Raw genomic sequence first — 18,582 nt, 5'->3', positions numbered from 1 at the left:
TGAATTACTTAAATTCAATCAAAACCTGTCTTTTGGAACACGAATTTACAGCCCTGAGATAGAGGCAATCAAGGATAGTTTGCGACTATCCTTAGCCAGGATGGATGCGCACACAACCCGCATGGATAGAGAACTAATAACTGCTTGGGACCGGGTGCAGGTCATGCTTCAGGGATTTATTGCCTTGCTGCCCAACATTGTGCTGGCTGTAATTGTATTTGGCCTCTTCTTTATCATAGCTAGAGCCATTCGTCAGCTTGTAAAACGCCTAACGCGACAACATCGCTATGCTCGTAACCTAGGGCTAGTGCTAGGACGCTTGGCGCAGGGAAGCATTGTTTTGATTGGGTTGTTTGTGGCGCTTTCAATTGTGATTCCCTCGCTGACAGCAGGCGATCTGGTGCAGCTTCTGGGAATTAGTGGAGTTGCGATTGGCTTTGCATTTCGCGATATTCTACAAAACTTTCTAGCCGGAATTCTAATTTTATTAACTGAGCCGTTTCAAATTGATGATCAGATCGTATTCAAAGACTTTGAAGGAACGGTAGAAAATATTCAAACTCGAGCAACGATGATCCGAACCTACGACGGTCGGCGAATTGTTATTCCCAATTCTGAACTATTTACCAACTCGGTTACGGTCAATACGGCCTTTGAGCGACGTCGCCTCGAATATGATGTTGGCATTGGTTACAGTGACGATATTGAAACGGCAAAGCAGCTGATTTTAGAAGCGATTGCCAGCGTAGATAGTGTTTTAAGCGAACCATCCCCTGATGTGCTGGTAGTAGGCTTGGCGGAAAGCACGGTCAACATTCGCGCCCGCTGGTGGATTGAGCCGCCTCGCCGCATGGATGCCTTAGATATGCAAGATCAGGTGTTGACGGCAATCAAGAATACACTAACCGCCAACGGTATCGATCTGCCCTTTCCGACCCAACAGATTCTGTTTCACGACCAAACCGAGGAAACCGACGGCAACCGCGCCCAACAACGAGAAGGATGGCCCGCTAGTCCAGGTAACGTCCCCCGACCTCGCAGTATTGCTAATGCACTGCGCCAGCTTGCTGAACAAAATCAACAAAATGGTAGCCGAGATCAGCAAGTTCAGGCTACCGAGGAGCCGGGATGAATCATACCAAGCTGAGCAAACTTTGGGATTCGCTTCATGCCAGCTACTGGTTTTTACCGTCTGTGATGGTAGCGGCTGCAATCGGCTTGGCCTTGCTCCTTCTAGCCCTAGACGGCACAAAGCAGGTCAACTTTGATGAATGGAACTGGCTCTATACCGGCGGGCCAGAGGGAGCACGCGCTCTGCTTTCCGCCATTGCAGGCTCAATGATGACAGTCGCGGCTACGGCCTTTTCAATTACCATCGTGGCGTTACAGCTTGCATCATCCAATTTTGGTCCACGGCTGTTGCGTAACTTCATGCAAGATACCGGTAATCAATTTGTTCTCGGCACGTTTATTTCTACGTTTATTTACTGTTTGCTAGTGCTGCGAACAATTCGAGGAGAAGATTTTGATTTCTTTGTGCCGCAGCTCTCGGTAACAGTGGGAATTGTTTTAGCAATTGTTAGCATCGGTGTATTGATTTACTTCATTCACCATGCCTCTACAATCATTCAAGCCTCCCATGTGATTACAGAAGTTAGCCAGGATTTGACCGCCACAATCGATCGACTGTTCCCAGAAAAACTGGGCCACAATGCACCGGAGCCTACAGCATGGTTAAAGCAGATCCCTCCAGACTTTGAAACGGCGGCCTGCTCAATTCCAGCGAAACACAGCGGCTATTTGCAAGCCATCGATAACGAAACGTTGATGAAAATTGCCTGTCAACACAATCTGCTTTTACAAATCAAGTTTCGTCCCGGCAAGTTTATGGTGAAAGGCTGTGAACTGGCCCTGGTGTATCCCGGTAAACGGGTCAAGCCTCAACTGTTTGATTTAATTAATAATGCATTGATCCTAGGACAGGAACGAACCGAGCAACAGGATGTAGAATTCCCTATTGATCAATTGGTTGAGATTGCCCTGCGTGCCATTTCTCCTGGAATTAATGATCCGTTTACAGCAGTTCGGTGCATTGATCGACTTACAGATGGGTTATGCCAGTTAGCCCAACGCGATATCCCATCTCCTTACCGATTTGATCGGGAGGGTCAACTGCGGGTAATCGTTGAACCCATTTCCTTTGGCCAACTCGTGGATGCTGCCTTCAATCAAATCCGACAGTACAGTCGCTCGGATGCCGCGGTGACGATCCGACTATTAGAAGCCATCTCAACCATTGCCGCGTTTACCCATCGTCCTGATGACCGAGTTGCGCTGCACCGTCACGCTGAGATGATTTACCAAGGCAGCCGCGAAGGGCTTCCTGAAGCCCAAGACCGCAACGACGTGGAAGAACGCTATTTGCGGGTAATTAAGGCGCTGAAGAGCAGCGAAATTCGATGAACCCGCAACCATCCTTCAGTACCACACCTCCAAGCCGATGACTCATGACCGCTCAAGCCTCAAACCGATCAAGGGAGCCAACCGCTCGCTGCGACGCCGTCTAAACCTCAAGGGTGAGTTGATGCTGGCTCTCGCTCCCACCCTGATTATTCTGGTTGTCTTGGCGCTGGTAGAAGTGTTAAGTCGGCAACGGCTGCTGTTTGCTTCGCTAGCATCGAGTGCGTTTCTGATTTATCTCGATCCGCAGCATGGTACCAATTCGATTCGCACCCTAATTACATCACAACTAATGGCCGCCACCATTGGATTTTTCACCTATTTGATATTTGGCGGTGGATATGTCGCGGCTGGAACTGCGATGGTAATCACAATTGTGCTGATGATTTTACTCGATGCCGTCCATCCACCCGCCGTGGCTACATCCCTGAGTTTTGCTCTACGGGCTGGGAACGAAAGTAACCTGGTGTTATTCAGTCTGGCAGTAGGAATCACAGCTATGTTGGTCATACTAGAGCGAATTGCCTTATGGATACTGGCTCGCTATCACCCAAATCATTAGGTTCAACTTAGAGGATGTTTGAAAAGTATCAAACGTGTTGCATTGCCCCCCAACCCCCCACCAGTGGGGGACTTCCGATCCCGTATGTCTGGTTCACAGTCCCCCATTGATGGGGGATGTAGGGGGCTGGTTCAAAGTCTCCCCTCGCGCTTCGAGTGCGGCAACGAACAGAATGGGGGATGTAGGGGGCGGTTCGGGTTGCATCGGCGACCTTTAAAACACTCTCCTAGTCTCAACAACGCAGTTTATTCTAGAATTTATCCCATAATTTATCCCATAATTTATCCAAAAGTTTATCCCACAGCTTATTCTAGGATTTATCCTTCGGTGGACTCAAGACCGTCACGTCCATCAGTGGCGTAACCTCAAAGCCTTGCTCCAGTAAGCGAGTTTGGATATCCTGCGTCAACCGATTGCGAATATCGGCATCAGATAGATTAATCCCAGCCCGACGCTGCACATAGATGGTACCCAACAGCGTATTTTGTCCCTGGATATTGGGACGAGTAAACCGCAGATTAGCTTCAACCAGTTCGACCCAATCGCTTTGCTCCACCACCTGCTGGATTTCTGCATTTGCCCGCTGAGCGCGGCTAGAGTGCTGAAAATTGGGAGAATCAGCAAACTGCCAGCTCAACAGTCCCAGCAGAATCACTACAGTACCCGCAAGCACCGCAGGAAACACCCAACGTTTGCCCCGCTGATAGCGAGCGCCCTGAGCCGATACACCATAGGCGCGAAACACAAGGGCCGCCGAAAGATTAATTCCCACCAGTTGCAGCAAGAGGAGAAACAAACCATTTACCACCATATCCCATCGTCCAATGACCGCTGCCATGCCAACAATGCCAGCCGGTGGAGCCAGAGAAGCCGCTACCAACATGCCAACTGCCGCTCCCGAAACCAAGCTATTTCGTTCCGATTGAGCCAAATTTAAGGCTCCTGCCGTTCCTGCCGCCAGAGGTAACAAGACTGCGACAGTCGAGATTTGGCTCCGCTCTACCATTAAGCTGGTTGGAATTTGTTGCTGGAGGACTAGACTCAGTAAAGCAGCAACCAAAATAGTCACAGCTAAGGCCACTAAATAGCGCCAAAGGCTTTGCTTCAGTAATGGTTGATCCCCCCGCGCTGTTGCAATAGCCACATTCATAGCTGGGCCAGCAAAGGGAGCCAATAGCATCGCTGCTACTAAGAGGTAGCTCGTATTCGTGAACAACCCGATCCAAACAACAATGCCCGCTGTAATTGCGTATCCTAAAAAACCCTTCCAAGAACCAACGCTCTGCAAACCGTCGATAAAAATCTCGATTGGGCTACGCGCTTCAACATTTCTAATCTGCTCTGGTAATTTGGCCGCAGGTGGCCGCAGGACAATTACACCACGGGGTAGCAGCGTCAAATGCAGCTCAGGTACTGATTCTAGCTCTTTCAATAAAGCTTCTACCTGACGGTTGGAAATGTGAACGATAATCAGATCCTGGCGACCATCCAATCCATTGGCGCTTAAACAGGCCACATTCAGCCCGTCATGGGCTTCAACAAGCTCTAGAACCCTTTGCCCACAGCCCCTAGGCACCTGAATCAAGATTTGGCGCACAACTTCACATACCCGTCAGCTAAACAGTTCATAAATTATTGGGCTGGTTGCCTGAGAAATCATTGGTTTTGCCAGCCCATTCACAAATCAATTTCCTGGCTCACTGCAGAAGTCCTCCCACGAAAAATTGGGGAAAGATTTCAGATGAGTTAGCTTGAACTATTTGATTTAAACTATTTGATTTAACTGATCTAACTGAAGGCAAATGATGATTGCATCTATCTTAGAAGGGAGATTGAGCATTGCACTGTACGGACATTTTGGGCTTAAAAGCCTGCCAGCACCATTGCGCTCCCCGATCCTTCCACAGCAGCATAACCAAAGTTGCAGCCTAGATGGCAACTAGACCCCCACCGGACGCCAGGGAGCAAAGGCATTTCTGACGCCAAAATGGGCTGGTTTGAGTTGAGGGAAATGCCGCTGCAAAACGGTCAGCATAGTATTCTGGTCAATCCAGTCAAGACCAAACTGGGTGTAGATCTCAGCCCGGTAATCTTTGGTGAAGAAGCGGTCGCTCTTCAATCGCCGAGAGGCCATCAGAATGAACACCCGGAACGCTGTATCGCTGAAGCCGAACCCTTCAGGCAGATCTTCAGCAAACATGCCCACCATCAAGTCTACGCTATCGATGTCGTTGTTGTAGACTTGGCGCATTTCCTTGGCCCAAACCGGGTTACTGGTGATCTCTTCAAACGAATTGACCCGGCCCCGACCGATCAGCTCGCGGAAGCGGTTATAGCGCGGTACACCCCGTTCACGGTCGCGCAGAATATCAATCGCCGCCAGATCAAAGACTTCGCCGTCGTCCTTGACCAACTGCTGCAAAAAGCGCGGATAGTTGTGTAGGGTAATCGCTCCCGGATGCACAACGCCTTGCGAATAAAGCAAATCGGACAAGGAAATTTTTTCCATCATGGCCCGCGTGCGTTTACCTGACGCCTGGAAGAAATCCTGCTGCATCAGCAACTTGCCATTATCAACCGAATAGATATCAAATTCGTCAGGTATCAGGGGATGTAAGCGATATACCGAAACGAATTCTTCGGTTAAATAATAGGGAGCAGTATGGTGATCGGTGGGTGAACCAATAATGCCACTTAGCATTTCACCGTCACCAATTCGGCCAAACAACTGCTTGACCTGTTGACCAAGAATGCCATACCAGTTAGCGTTCATGGCAATTTGCAGGGCAGGATGCGACAAAATACCAGGGGTCCATTCGACGGTATGAATTTTTGCCATCAAGGCCGCGTTGATCAGCCGCGCATGGTGGTAGAGGTCGTCATCGCTCCAGTTGGAATAGCGGCGCTTTAGTTCATCGCAGAGGGTATTGTGTTCCCGAACAAACAGGTTATGCAGGGTTGCTAGGCCAAACCACCAATTTTCGTTGAATCCGGTTTGGTCGAGTCCGGTTGCTTCGTCGAACGGCAACAGCCCATCATCGCCAATGGTCAATTTGCCATCCACATGGGAGCGCAGTTTGTCAGCGGTGCCTAGGTCATGACCATAGATTTGGGAACCATCCCACCAATGGGTTGAGCGGCTGATGTAGGTGGGAGGAGCAGAGGTATCACCTGGCAATCGGGTTTCATCTTCGGCGGTATGGGCCACCGTCATGGGACGATGTTCTTCAGGCCAGGGATCATCCTGTTCTAGGGGAATCTCGAATTTTTTGCTGGGATGGCTATGGTGAGCAAACCAGTCGTGGTTTTGAAACTGAATCCAGGAGGCGGCTAAGAGATTGAGGCTTGTCGCCGGAATAAACTGATCGCGAGTCATCAGTATCCGGCTGATCACCCGTGGGTTGGGCGTCATAATATTCTGGAGGTCCGGATAGGCGTCTTTGAGGGGCACATTGCGGCCAAAACGGGTGCCCAGCATGCCCATTTCTGGATGCTCAAGATCATTAAAGCTGCCGTCAAAGGTGCGAGTCGTTAGGTGCCGCCCTTCTGGGTCTGGCGTTGGATGGGGCAGTTTCTCTGTGTCTGGAATTTGTGAAGTATCGTGGAGATTTTTTTGTCGCAACGTTTCACGAAACCGGATCAGTTTTAGGAGCGCCAACGGAGTAGGTAGGCGATGCCAGGGTTTATTGGACGGTTTATTAGACATTGTTGAATTATTTCCTCTGAGAAGGACAAAAATAAATTATTTTGCTCGCACAAGGAAACACCGAATAAAAAGCACTAGTAAGGGAACTTTAGCAATTCTTCTGTTAAACTACAGTACTCATCCGGGTACTACCGGAATCTTTACGAAGTTTATAAGATAGTGTCTACTACCAAAATCCAAGCTATATACTAAGCATAGTTTATGGCTTATTTATGTCCTAGTGTATTGACAGGCAAATATATTGGGCAGGCATATTGAGCAGACATATTGGCTAGACAAACATACTCAGTCGATCGCAGATCATGTTGAGATCCCCCCTAGCCCCCCTTACAAAAGGGGGGAACCGTAGGCGAAGCCTGTGTTTAGCACATACCAACCGTGGTTTGAAGCCCCCCTTATGTTGGCGAAGCCTGCCCTTCGGGCATAGAGGGATTATAGCCCTGCGGGCATCTCAGAAAAGGGGGATCCAACCCACGTCTAGTGATCCAAACGAATTCATGTTCGATCTTTTTCGATCTACTGATACTGTTGATACTGTGCAGATAAACCTCGTGCCATTCAGGGTTGTGGTTTGCCCATTCTTCGCTGTCTCCCTGTTGAGCGAATTACTTCAGATTACGGCTACAGATCACGTTGGATCAACGCTTGGTGCATCAGCCTGTTGATATTTGGTTCGCAGTAATTGGTTCGCAGTAATTCGAGTATTCGAGTATTTGAGTCAATTCAAAGGAAAACCTGAGCGTGTTTCGACGTTCGGCAATAAATCTTATTGATGATAAATCATAATAATTATGAAGTAGTAATTATGAAGAATTTAGCAGAGACTGAAGCGGCGATTGCGGCGGAAACGGATACGCTACCGGCTGATTATCAAACTTGGCAAGCGGAGCAAAAACAGGATTTTTTATGGCAGAACAGAATTCTTCCGTCTAAATATGATCAACTGCCGCCGCTGCAAAAGATTGATGTGCCGGGGTTGTTTTTAACATCCCTGCACACAAAAATGGACAGCCAATCCGATGAGGCTCCTAGCGGTTGGAAAAAAGCCATCCATGCCCATGCTAGCGTGGCTAAGATGCGCTTGATCCCGACTCCAGATACACCCTTCACAGGTTTATTTCGCGGTGCGGATTTCGGCCTGATGCGGCTCTCGTTAACGGGTGATCCAGCGGCAAGGGGATTTGCCCCGGGTGTAGCCATGAAGTTCTTAATCGACCAGAGGCCATCTGCTAATTTTTCGGCGTTGGTTTCGCTAGAAGGTCAGGGCAATAACTATAATTTCTTTGCTCATGAATTCTCCAATATTGTTCCGGTTGTAAATCGGATCGGTCCCAAGTTAATCAATCTAATTTTCAGGCGCACATCTAGATTCCCAACTAAGCTAGATCTGGAAAATTTAAGTCAATTTCAACAAAATGGAACCGCTGAACCGGCACCTAAGCATCCGCTGCAAATTTTTCTAGTGCCAAATCCACAGGTGCAATTTCCAGAAAGCCCGCCTCGTGACTTCAGACAGGATCTTGCCACGATTCCGGCTGGAACAACGCTGTTTTCCGTTTACGGAATTGTCGCTGAGAAGCTGGATCAAGATAGTAGTAATCTCCAACACCGGCAGCAAGCTCAGCTGATCGGACAGATTACAACCACTTCAGAATTTGTCGCTTCAGCCTACGGCGATAGCCGTCTTTTTTTCAGACATCAACGCTTCAAGAATCAGTAATTAATACAGCAATTAATTCAGCGATATTTGATTTCAGACTGCTAATCAACCCACTCCTGACGCAATTGAGGTTTATGCCATGCCCCTAACCGTTGATGATCTGACCAAAATGTCCCAGGCTGAGCTGGATGATCTCTACTGCCAGAGTCCAGTCGGCACGATACCCGATGGCAACAGTCAGGGAACGGCCTTGATTTGGCCTGGTTCTTGGCTGAGCCGAATTTTGGTTCCCCTGATCAAATTACTAGCATGGCAGGGGAAAGTGTTTCATCGCGAGCAGCGGTTTTTGCTGAATAAAGTTTCCCCGTTGCGGCTGCGCCTAGTGAAAGCAGAAGTCTATCCAGGTAAAAGCTGGATTGATGACGGAGAAACTACCGTTTTGGATTACTCAAAAACCTCGTTTGTGGCGCAAAAAATTCGTGACGAAATCCGAGAAGTAGCCCCCAACCTCTATCTGGGTCAAGCTTACTGGGGAAAAACACGAGTGCTCAATTTCATTCTCAAGTTCTAGTCCTACTTCCCCATCGGTACAGGTGTATGACTCACCAAGAAACCTTCACCGTGATTGTCCCCATCAAGCCCGATCAGGTAGATGACCTGAGAGCCGTGCTTGAGACGATCCAGCGCAACGTCAGGCACAACGATCTGATTCCCTTTGCCCGATTTCCCCAGGTACATTTTGCCCGGTTTGTCATCCTGGAAGCGGTGATTGATCCACTGCGTAACACGACAATTCCTGCCAGTTTGGCCTTTTCAAGCTGCATTGATGCGCCGCTAAAGGACTATCTGCAATCGCTGGTGAAGATGGCCGGTTCAGGGCTAGATCAGGTGTTTAGCCACTGTCAGAGCTATCCACCGCCGCCGCAGCGCACGGTCAGTAGCCGACTCGCCTATTTGCGAAAACACTCGGTTAAGTCCCAGGCTTTTTACGTGAACACCATTGGGCGCACAGTGCAGCAAATTCGCCAGGAGGCCGACCTACGCGACAAGATCGAGCACTTTTTGGACCAGTACCAGCAAGACCATAACCAAACTCACAACAGCGCTGATGCCACAGCCGTGCGGCGAGCGATTCAGGACTTTGTCAGACGAGAACCAGCCCTTTCCTGGGCTTTGAGACCAGCACCTTCCCCTAGTTTGCTCTGGAGAATTCGAGAAAAACTGCATTTCCTTGGTAGTTTGGTAGTCATCCTGCTGCTGGGCTTAATCTTCTTGCCATTCGCTCCAATATTCGTGGCAATTTTGCGGTGGAAAGAGGAGACCGATCCACATCCACAACAAAACCCCAATTTTAGACTGAGTCAGTTTCATCGCCTGCATCTGGCTCAAGATGAAGACTTTTTTAGCCAAAATCAATTTAGCGTCGTCGGGTTTATCAAGCCGGGTTGGTTTCGCTATGGTACTCTCAGGGTCATTCTCTGGCTAATTAATTTTGCGGCCCGTCATGTCTTCAATAACGGCGATCTGGGCACCGTGCCGCTGCTGAAGCTGAGCGGGGTAGACACGATTCACTTTGCCAATTGGATCGTGATTGACCGAGGCCGCCGCGAGCTGTTTATCAGCAACTACGACGGCAGCTTAGAAGACTACATGAACGACTTCATCAACAAAGTTGCCTGGGGTTTAAACCTAGCCTTTAGCCACGGCGTCGATTATCCCAAAACCCGCTGGCTGGTGAAGGGAGGGGCGAGGGACGAACAAATTTATAAAGCCGTTCTGCGCAAATATCAGATCCGCACCCAGGTGTGGTACCCCGCTTATCCCGACCTTTCCGCCATCAACATCAGCAACAACGCCCAGATTCGAGCCGGTCTGTTCCAACCTTTAGACACCGCCGCTACCCAAGCCTGGCTATCTCGCCTCTAATACCAGTTCTTAGTTTTGAGTTTTGAGTTTTAAGTTACGGAACCCGCACAATGTAGCCTGTTGAGCTTACTGCTCTGTAGCTCAATCAAAGGAAAATCGTATAATTCACCCCCTCACCCCTCACCCCTCACCCCTATGCCCATCCATCCCAAAACCTATGTATCAACTCGAACGTCAGGATATTCAAGGCATTATCTCCTTTGGTTACGGTAATCTCGATGCCGCTGCCTATGCGTTGTTACACATTCAAAATGCCCCCCTCACCAAACGCTGGTTAAGCAATCTAGTGGATCAGGTGCAAACCAGCCAGGAACGCCCCTCTGAACGTGGTCTGAATATTGCCTTTACCTATGAAGGACTCGCGGCTTTAGGATTGCCTGAAAGCGCCCTCACCACCTTTTCTACCGAGTTTCAGGAAGGTATGACCGAGCCAAATCGGAGCCGGGTGCTGGGCGATCATCAGGGCAGTGAGAATGATCCGCAAACCTGGCTTTGGGGTGGTCCCAATTCCCAGACAGTGCATATCCTGCTGCTGCTGTTTGCCAAGAATGATGCTCAATTAGACGAATTTTACAGTGCTCTGGAAAGTCAATTTGCCACCAATGGAGTTGAGCTAATCCGCAAACTGGAGACCAAAATCCTCAAGGATGAGGACGAATGCCTGCGAGAACACTTTGGCTTTCGGGATGCGATTAGTCAACCCAGCATCGAAGGACTGCACCGAGCTAAGTCGCCAAATCACCTGATCAAAGCAGGTGAATTTATCTTGGGATACCCGAATGAATATAATCTGCTCACCGAAAGTCCCAGAGTCAAGCCTGACTTCGACCCGCAGAATCTGCTGCCGCCTGGTGAGTTTGGCTCCCATGATTTGGGCCGCAATGGTAGCTATCTGGTGTTTCGACAGCTCAGCCAAAACGTTGAGGCATTCTGGCGATTTTTAGACACAACCACTCGGAATACGGATGGCTCCAGTCAGCCTCAGGCGCGTCTCAAACTGGCCGCGAAAATGGTGGGGCGCTGGCCCAGCGGCACTTCCCTAGTGCAGTCGCCTGAGCAGGATGATCCAACCGTCCCCGATCAAAACGATTTCGTTTATCACCACTCAGATGCTCAGGGGCTTCGCTGTCCAGTAGGTGCCCATATCCGCCGCACCAATCCCCGCGATTCGCTGGGTCCAGCTCCGGGTACCGAGCGGTCCATTGCCGTCAACAAAACCCATCGCCTGCTGCGCCGGGGACGGACCTATGGCGAACCAATCAGCGCCTCGTTTGACCCAGATGCCATCCTCAATAGTCCTAACCCAGAAGGAGAACGGGGCATCCATTTTATTTGTATTAATGCCAATATCAGCCGGCAGTTCGAGTTTGTGCAGCATACCTGGATTAACAATCCCAAATTCAACGGTCTTTATCAGGAGACAGATCCGCTGATGGGCGACCGGCAGCCTGGAGAGCTAGGAAAAACCGATCGATTCACCGAACCTGCCACGCCAATTCGCCACTGTGTTAAAGAACTGCCCCAATTTGTGACGGTGCGAGGAGGGGCTTATTTCTTCCTACCAGGAATCAAAGCCATCCGCTATTTAGCATCTCTTTCGTGATCAATGCTGCTTGCACCCACACCAATCACTCATCCCCAATCACTCATCCCCAATATCTATATCAATCCCTTATCGATAAAATTCCTGCCGCCATGAACTCTAATGTTAGCCGTCCAGTACCATCCGCCAATACTGGCTCAGCTGTTTTGAATTGGATCAGTGATACAGCCTTGTTCCTAGTGCAGCTAGAACGCCGATTTGATCCGTTTTTTCGGCCTGCGCTTGATGCGGTGCTGCGGGATCCACTTGCCAGGTTGACCACCGCCTTGATCAATCTGCAGCGGCCCAACGAAGGCTTGAAAATCGCCGAGGAAAAATTGCTGCCAGATGAAGACGCCTTCCTCGACTCAATCATCTCCACCTTTGAAAAGCAAATGCAGCTGCTCTGGAAACCAGGAGCATTTGAACGCGGCGGCAACACCAAGACTCATGGGATCGTGCGCGGCGAGTTGATTGTGCACGACGATCTGCCGGCGGAATTTCGCCATGGTATCTATGCCAAGCCGCAGTCCTACCGAGCCTGGGTGCGATTTTCCGGTCCCGGTCCTTACATTACGCCAGATATTGACGATGTAGGCTTTATGAGTATCAGCATCAAGCTGATGGGAGTACCGGGTCCCAAGTTAATGGCGGACGAAAAATTTACCCAAGATCTGTTTGGCGTTTCTACACCCACCTTTGTAACGCCAGACACCAAGGCCAACGCCCAGTTGCAGCTAGCAAGCCTGAAGAATGCGCAACTTTACTATTTCATTAATTTTCATCGCCCCCATATTCTGGATCTGATCATGCAGTCGCTGTGGCTCAAGACCCAGAGCAGTCCGTTTGAAGCACCCTACTTTAGCTGCGTCCCCTATCTGTTAGGCGAAGGCCAAGCGATGCAGTATTCTATCTGGCCGAAATCCAACCACCGGACGCCCATTCCTCGGTTGCCGTTGCGCCCACCCGATGACTACTTGCGGGATGCGATGATCGACAGACTAGCTGAAGAGGATGTTGAATTTGATATTCGCATCCAACTGCAAACCGATCCGTACCTGATGCCAATTGAAAACAATGCCGTGCTTTGGCCTGAGCGACTGTCACCCCGCGTCTCGGTAGCGACGCTACGAATTCCACGTCAGACCTTTGATTCGCCTGCCCAAATGGAATTTGCCAAGCGCCTTTCCTATAATCCCTGGCATTGCATTCCCGAGCATCGTCCCTTGGGGAATCAAAACCGAGCACGCCGGCGAATGTATAGCGAACTTTCCAAACTACGGCAAAAGATGAACGCTGTGCCGCATTACGAACCGACCGGGGACGAAGTGTTTGAGTAGATCAATCAAAAATCAAGATGGAATAATCAAGATGGAATAATCAAGAAAACATCCATAGGAAGATAAAAATCAGGGCTATCAGAAAAATCTAAACCAGGTAGCAATCATGGTAAAAAAAGCCGTTTTATGTGGCATCAATAACTACAAAAGCCAGCCCGATCTGCGCGGATGTCTCAATGATGTTGAAAATATGTTTCGCTTGTTGACCGAAGCTGGTTTTCAAGAGGAGCAGATTCATCGTCTCACCAACGAACAGGTGATCAAGTCGAATATTCAGCAAGAATGGCAATGGTTAGTGGCGGGTGCCACACCAGGAGATGCGCTCGTGTTTCATTTTTCTGGGCATGGCTCCTATATTCCAGATCAGCAAGGGGATGAAATCGATCAGCTAGATGAAATCACCTGTTTGCACAACATGGATTTTTACGATCCAGAGACATTCATCCGGGATGACGAATGGAATGAAATGCTGCAGCAAGTGCCTGAAGGCGTGGTATTCACAGTCATAATGGACAATTGCCATTCCGGCACCGGCACACGAGCCATTGCAGTGGACTTGCAGGGAGATCTAAAGCTGATGGCGGTGGATCGGCAGACGTCCGCTCCATCAGAACCTTTAGAGCGAGAAGACTACCAGCAATTGCTCTTTGATCCGAATACGATTCTGCCCCGCTACCTCGAACCCCCACTTGAGTTTCAACATCAGTTGATTGCAGCAGCTCGCTCGGCTCCGCTCCAAACGACCAAGCTGAATCCTGGTGCACATTTGTTGCTGGCAGCCTGTCAAGACAATCAAACCGCAGCCGATGCTTATATCGACGGTGCTTTTCACGGCGCATTCACCTATCACTTATGCAAAAGCCTGAGACACTCGCCCCAGATCAGTTCCACTCAACTGATTGATACGGTGCGCACCCAACTCAGCGAAAGACCGTTTTTCCAAGACCCCCAGCATGAAGGAGACGAGCGGCCAGGTCCAATTTTTGCTGAAGGACGCCAGACGCAGATTACCCAACCCAACCCCGTCCAACCTATCTCTGCCCAACCTATCTCTGCCCAACCTATCTCTGCCCAACCTATCTCTGCCCAACCCAACCCTGTCCAACTTAACCTCAACATGGATGAAAGATTGATGACCACCACTTCGAACTTAACTCCCGAAAATCAGCGCCTGTTGATCGAAGCTTATCTGAAACTGCTCGACACCCTGGCTGGAGCAAGTCAGCAGCCCAGAATTGCGGCATCCGAGTCACGGGCTGCGAACCGTCATCTCGTTTGTGTACATGGAATTAGCAACCACCCTGAAGGGTATTCCGATCCGTGGTGGCGCTCTCTGGCTCCGCATGTGGGGCAGGTTTTTGGTGAGGGCCGCTTAAAGCAAACCCGCTGGGAAGTGCTGTGGAGCGATCTGGTGAATCAATCACGAGCTTTGATCGAGAGTCCAGAGCAGGCACAACTGCGACGCGAGATTGAAGCAGTGTTGGAAGAGCGGCAACGGCAAACAATGGCTGCCAGCGGAACCGTGCAACGTGATGCCAATCGAGCCACTGCTGAGCGGGGAGGTGATTTCGCAATTGATGATTTTCTGGTTTACATGCTGGATCCCGCAATGCGGCAAAGAATTATCGATCGCTTTACCAAAGTAGTTGCGCCCCTGCTCGACGCGGGTGCTCAAATCGATGTGATCTCTCACAGTTGGGGAACCGTTGTCGCCTACGAAGGATTGCGCGAGTTGGCCAAAGGACGAGCACGACCGGGACGGGTTGCCAATTTGTTCACCGTTGGCAGTGCCCTGTCGATTGGGCCGGTCCGCCGTTCGCTACGGTCAGAAAACCAGGATGGCGATCGACCCGCTTCGGTAAGCCGCTGGATTAACATTGACGCTCAAGGAGATTTGGTCGGAGGCATGTTGGCAGACATGTTTGACGTGAACCAGGAATTTTTAAACCTGGAGCCGACCGGATGTTCTAGGAGTTGGCTCGGCTATAACCTGGGTTGTGCCCACGGTTCCTACTTTGTTGAATCTAACCTCAAAGTCAACCGAGATATTTTTGCTGCATATATCTTGGCTTGAAGTCAGGCTTGAGGTCAGGCTTGAGGTCAGGCTTGAATTTAGTCGGTCAACCCAAGACGGCGAACCCACAGGGCAGACATCTGGTCCACCAGCAGGCAAGATGTTTGCCTTGGGTTGACTGAAAGCGGGAAGAAAATTAGCACTACGAGTAAAACCACAGCGGTAATTCAATCTGAAAGGTTGAACCAATCCCTTCAACACTCATCACCCGTACCTGCCCCCCATGCGCCTGAACAATTTGCTGCACAATCGCTAACCCCAACCCAAACCCACCATTTTCGCGGGTTCGTTCGGTCTCCACTCGGTAGAAGCGGTCAAAGATATAGGGCAGATCAGCCTGGGGAATGCCAATTCCTGTATCGATCACCTGAATCACCGCCCAATCGGCAGATGGTTCGAGGCGCAGCCAGACGGTGCCACCAGCAAAGGTATACTTCAAGGCGTTGTTGAGTAGATTTTCGATCGCCTGTCGCAGTAAATCGGGTTCTGCCCACATTTCCAGATCCTGGTCTGGCAAATGACAGATGAGCTTGATGGTTCGGGACTCTGCTTGGGTTGCATACTCTACCGCTAAATCCTTGAGCAACGTATGGAGATTGACTCGTTGCAGCAAATGGGGAGCCAAACGACCCTGATGACGAGCCAGCAACAGCAGATTGCTCACCAGGGTATTCATCGACTTGGTACTATCGACAATGTTTTCCAAGCAGGGCTGAAGCTGGGGTTGATTCCCAGACATGAGCAATCCCACCTGAGCATTAGAGAGAATCGCGCTGAGCGGCGAGCGCAGTTCATGGGAAGCATCTGCTGTAAAGCGCTGCAGTTGATGGTAGGACTGTTGAATCGGCTGCATGGCCACTCCGCCCAATCGCCAGCCAGTCACCCCGATCAAAATCAGCGTGATTGGCACTGCTAGCGTTAATAGCAGCCGAAATTGCTGCAAATCAGACTGGAGAGCCGTCAGAGGAACTGCTACCTGCAGGTAGCCAATCAGCACTTCACCTTCTTGAACCGGCAGAGTGACTTGCCGCAGCCATACGCCTGCATCGGGCGGCTGCTCCATTTTAATCGTGCGAAAACCGGGCACAGCATCTAACTTAGCTAACGGCGGAGCACCAAAAAATCGCTTGAGCTGATTTTGGGCATCGTACCAACGCACATAGACTAATTCTGTATCAAGCGGCTGAGAGCCAGTGCCTAAAAGCGGCACGCTATTTAGATCAACACTAGGGTTTCCTTGCTGCACCTCATATTGAATACTGGCTGCTATCACCCTAGTTTTCTTGTAGAGCAGTCGGTCTAATGCATCCAGTTTGTCTTCTAGGCGCAGGTAATAAATAGTAGCCGCAAACAGGACCAGAATGCTTCCCATCGAAAGCGTAAACCAACGAGCCAAATTGCGACGACTGCGGTTAAACATCTACTCTGCGTTTTCTGGTGAGCTGAGACGGTAGCCCATGCCATAAATGGTTTCAATCCAGTCGCTAGCCCCCACTTCCTGCAGGCGTTGCCGCAGTTTGCGCACCAGCACCGTGATGGCATTGCTTTCTGGCTCGGTGCCCCATTCCCAAACGGCCTGCTCGATTTGGTTGCGGGTCAGCACCTGGCGAGGATGGCGCATGAAATATTCTAACAGCTGAAATTCGCGGCTCGAAAGCGAGGTAGTTGCTCCCTGCCGCTCTACGGTAAGGGTATCGAGGTGCAGTTGCAAATCGTTCACAAGCAAAACATCGCCCTGCCACAGCGGAGAACGGCGTCGCAAGGCCCGTACCCGCGCCATGAATTCGATAATGTCGATCGGTTTAACCAAATAATCGTCCGCGCCCGCATCTAAGCCAATCACCTTATCTGCTGTGGTATCTTTAGCAGTAATCAGGAGCACCGGAGCCGCTTTACCTAGCGAGCGGTAGTGCTGGCATAAGTTCACACCACTGACACGAGGCAACATCCAGTCTAAAATCAGCAGGTCATAGTCTTTTTCCGACAGCAGCCATTGGGCCGTTTCTCCATCCCTGACTCCATCGACATTGTGGCCGGCCTGAGCAAGAACGGTTTGCAGCGGCATCAGTTGTTTAGGGTCGTCCTCCACGAGTAAGATCTTCATAGGCTAAATCGACAGGGCTGCATCCATTAGATTAATGAAATCGTCTCTGATCTCACGTCCACCACGAGTGGGATTTCCAGCGATTGGTAACAGAATAGGATGCGGAGATACCACAATTCCATCTTGACCGATGAAAAATCAGATGGCGCGAAACACTCAGCAAAACCATCAGCAAAACCATCAGCAAAACCATCAGCCATGGTGGCAGGGGCTGGGCACAGACTTTTGGCTGACTTTACCCGTCTTAGCCATCTTGTTTTGGTTCGGCTGTAGTTGGATGACGGCTCAGGTGCTGAGTCGGCCCTACGATACGAAAGAGAAATTAGAAGCTGACACTCAGCTAGAGGTGCGGGTAGCGGCCAACGTAGCCACGATTAAGGCTCTGATCAACCGGGCTGAAGGCATCACTCAGGTCGAGGTCCAAACCAGCGACTCCACATTGAGAAAACTAGAGTTTGAATTTCCTGTGACTGAGCCAAATCAGCTAGAAGCCACGATTGCGCAAGAGTTGGGCCTCTCTCGTGCCGATGTTCGCAAACTAGTGCGCTACCAAATTATGGACTAGCCGAGTCTCCCATCACCAAACCCGTAAGCAGCAACTGCCAAACCTGGTCAAAGTCTGCGTCGATCTCCGGCTCACTCCATGTTCCAGCATGGGCTGGATGATGAAACCGAATCGTGGCGTTGAACACCGCTCTGGCAGCCTGATCAGCAGCTGCAACCCGAAACTCCTGACTGGCGATCCCACTGCGAATAATTTGGGCTACCTGGTTGACCAGTTCATCTACATGGGCCTGAACGACGTCCCGCGCTGCTTCGGCAATGGCGGAATAGGTGGCAAATAGCTCCGGATCCTCCAGCACTTTCTGTCGTTTCAGAGTCATGAGTTGCTTGAACCAAGCATGCAGACGGGCCACCGCAGGCCCTTCGGCTGCCGCAATCTGGGCTAAAGGAGCGGAAACCCGATGCAGCCAGCGTTCAGCTACCGCATCCCGCAGGGCCGCCTTACTGGAGAAATGGCGGTAGATCGAGCCGTGACTGATATCCAAGAAGCGGGCCACATCTACTACCGTTGCCTTGGTGGGGCCATACCGTCGCAACACTTCTTCCGCTGCATCGAGGATCCGCTCTGGGGTCAGCGTCGAGTCATTCATGCAATCGTTCTATT

Annotated in this window: 15 protein-coding genes; 10 read left to right on the top strand and 5 right to left on the bottom strand. The window is 50.4% G+C overall.

Going from position 1 to position 18,582, the window contains the following annotated elements:
- Positions 1–100: 100 nt before the first annotated feature.
- From HJG54_RS32335 to HJG54_RS32325, 3 genes are read left to right on the top strand one after another with little or no spacing between them, the layout of a single operon-like run.
- Positions 101–1,132 carry a mechanosensitive ion channel family protein gene (locus HJG54_RS32335; RefSeq protein WP_316435924.1) on the top strand — a complete coding sequence of 344 codons (1,032 nt, stop codon included), beginning with the start codon at positions 101–103 and terminating at the stop codon, positions 1,130–1,132.
- Positions 1,129–2,463 carry a DUF2254 domain-containing protein gene (locus tag HJG54_RS32330; protein WP_316435921.1) on the top strand — a complete coding sequence of 445 codons (1,335 nt, stop codon included), beginning with the start codon at positions 1,129–1,131 and terminating at the stop codon, positions 2,461–2,463. The genes HJG54_RS32335 and HJG54_RS32330 overlap by 4 nt, the downstream gene beginning before the upstream one ends.
- Before the next feature lie 37 nt (positions 2,464–2,500).
- Positions 2,501–3,022, top strand: a complete 522-nt coding sequence (locus tag HJG54_RS32325; RefSeq protein ID WP_316435920.1) for an HPP family protein — start codon at positions 2,501–2,503, stop codon at positions 3,020–3,022.
- Between the two features lie 310 nt (positions 3,023–3,332).
- On the opposite strand, the gene HJG54_RS32320 is transcribed toward HJG54_RS32325, so the two are convergent.
- Together HJG54_RS32320 and HJG54_RS32315 are read right to left on the bottom strand one after the other, a co-directional pair.
- Positions 3,333–4,619, bottom strand: coding sequence for a TIGR00341 family protein (locus HJG54_RS32320; protein ID WP_316435918.1), 1,287 nt, complete (start codon positions 4,617–4,619; stop codon positions 3,333–3,335).
- Positions 4,620–4,961: 342 nt separating this feature from the next.
- A complete protein-coding gene (locus HJG54_RS32315) occupies positions 4,962–6,728 on the bottom strand; it encodes a peroxidase family protein (protein WP_316435916.1) in 1,767 nt (588 codons plus the stop codon).
- Between the two features lie 805 nt (positions 6,729–7,533).
- Here HJG54_RS32315 and HJG54_RS32310 point away from each other — a divergent pair.
- The 6 genes from HJG54_RS32310 (at position 7,534) to HJG54_RS32285 (ending at position 15,310) form a co-directional block, all read left to right on the top strand.
- Positions 7,534–8,448, top strand: a complete 915-nt coding sequence (locus tag HJG54_RS32310) for a hypothetical protein (RefSeq protein ID WP_316435914.1) — start codon at positions 7,534–7,536, stop codon at positions 8,446–8,448.
- A 79-nt stretch (positions 8,449–8,527) separates the two neighbouring features.
- Entirely contained in the window at positions 8,528–8,959 is a 432-nt protein-coding gene (locus tag HJG54_RS32305) for a hypothetical protein (RefSeq protein WP_316435912.1), read from the top strand.
- Between the two features lie 26 nt (positions 8,960–8,985).
- Positions 8,986–10,314, top strand: coding sequence for a hypothetical protein (locus tag HJG54_RS32300; protein WP_316435911.1), 1,329 nt, complete (start codon positions 8,986–8,988; stop codon positions 10,312–10,314).
- 157 nt (positions 10,315–10,471) lie between these two features.
- A complete protein-coding gene (locus HJG54_RS32295) occupies positions 10,472–11,917 on the top strand; it encodes a Dyp-type peroxidase (RefSeq protein ID WP_316435910.1) in 1,446 nt (481 codons plus the stop codon).
- 92 nt (positions 11,918–12,009) lie between these two features.
- A complete protein-coding gene (locus tag HJG54_RS32290; protein ID WP_316435909.1) occupies positions 12,010–13,236 on the top strand; it encodes a catalase family protein in 1,227 nt (408 codons plus the stop codon).
- A 106-nt stretch (positions 13,237–13,342) separates the two neighbouring features.
- Complete coding sequence (locus tag HJG54_RS32285; protein ID WP_316435908.1) at positions 13,343–15,310, top strand: caspase family protein; 1,968 nt, start codon at positions 13,343–13,345, stop codon at positions 15,308–15,310.
- Between the two features lie 142 nt (positions 15,311–15,452).
- Here HJG54_RS32285 and HJG54_RS32280 read toward each other — a convergent pair whose 3' ends face one another.
- Both HJG54_RS32280 and rppA read right to left on the bottom strand, forming a co-directional pair.
- The gene (locus HJG54_RS32280; RefSeq protein WP_316435906.1) at positions 15,453–16,730 is read right to left on the bottom strand and encodes a sensor histidine kinase; all 1,278 of its coding nucleotides are present in this window, start codon (positions 16,728–16,730) and stop codon (positions 15,453–15,455) included.
- A complete protein-coding gene (rppA, locus tag HJG54_RS32275; protein ID WP_036011323.1) occupies positions 16,731–17,414 on the bottom strand; it encodes a two-component system response regulator RppA in 684 nt (227 codons plus the stop codon). It lies immediately after the preceding gene.
- A 142-nt stretch (positions 17,415–17,556) separates the two neighbouring features.
- Here rppA and HJG54_RS32270 point away from each other — a divergent pair, with 142 nt between their 5' ends.
- Positions 17,557–17,979 carry a hypothetical protein gene (locus tag HJG54_RS32270; RefSeq protein ID WP_316435904.1) on the top strand — a complete coding sequence of 141 codons (423 nt, stop codon included), beginning with the start codon at positions 17,557–17,559 and terminating at the stop codon, positions 17,977–17,979.
- Here HJG54_RS32270 and HJG54_RS32265 read toward each other — a convergent pair.
- Positions 17,969–18,568 carry a TetR/AcrR family transcriptional regulator gene (locus HJG54_RS32265; protein WP_316435903.1) on the bottom strand — a complete coding sequence of 200 codons (600 nt, stop codon included), beginning with the start codon at positions 18,566–18,568 and terminating at the stop codon, positions 17,969–17,971. The genes HJG54_RS32270 and HJG54_RS32265 overlap by 11 nt on opposite strands.
- Positions 18,569–18,582 lie beyond the last annotated feature (14 nt).

Source organism: Leptolyngbya sp. NK1-12, assembly GCF_032598965.1.
Lineage (GTDB): Bacteria > Cyanobacteriota > Cyanobacteriia > Elainellales > Elainellaceae > Elainella.
The sequence above is the reverse complement of the archived record's forward strand: the minus strand, read 5'-3'. Positions and strand labels throughout refer to the sequence as shown.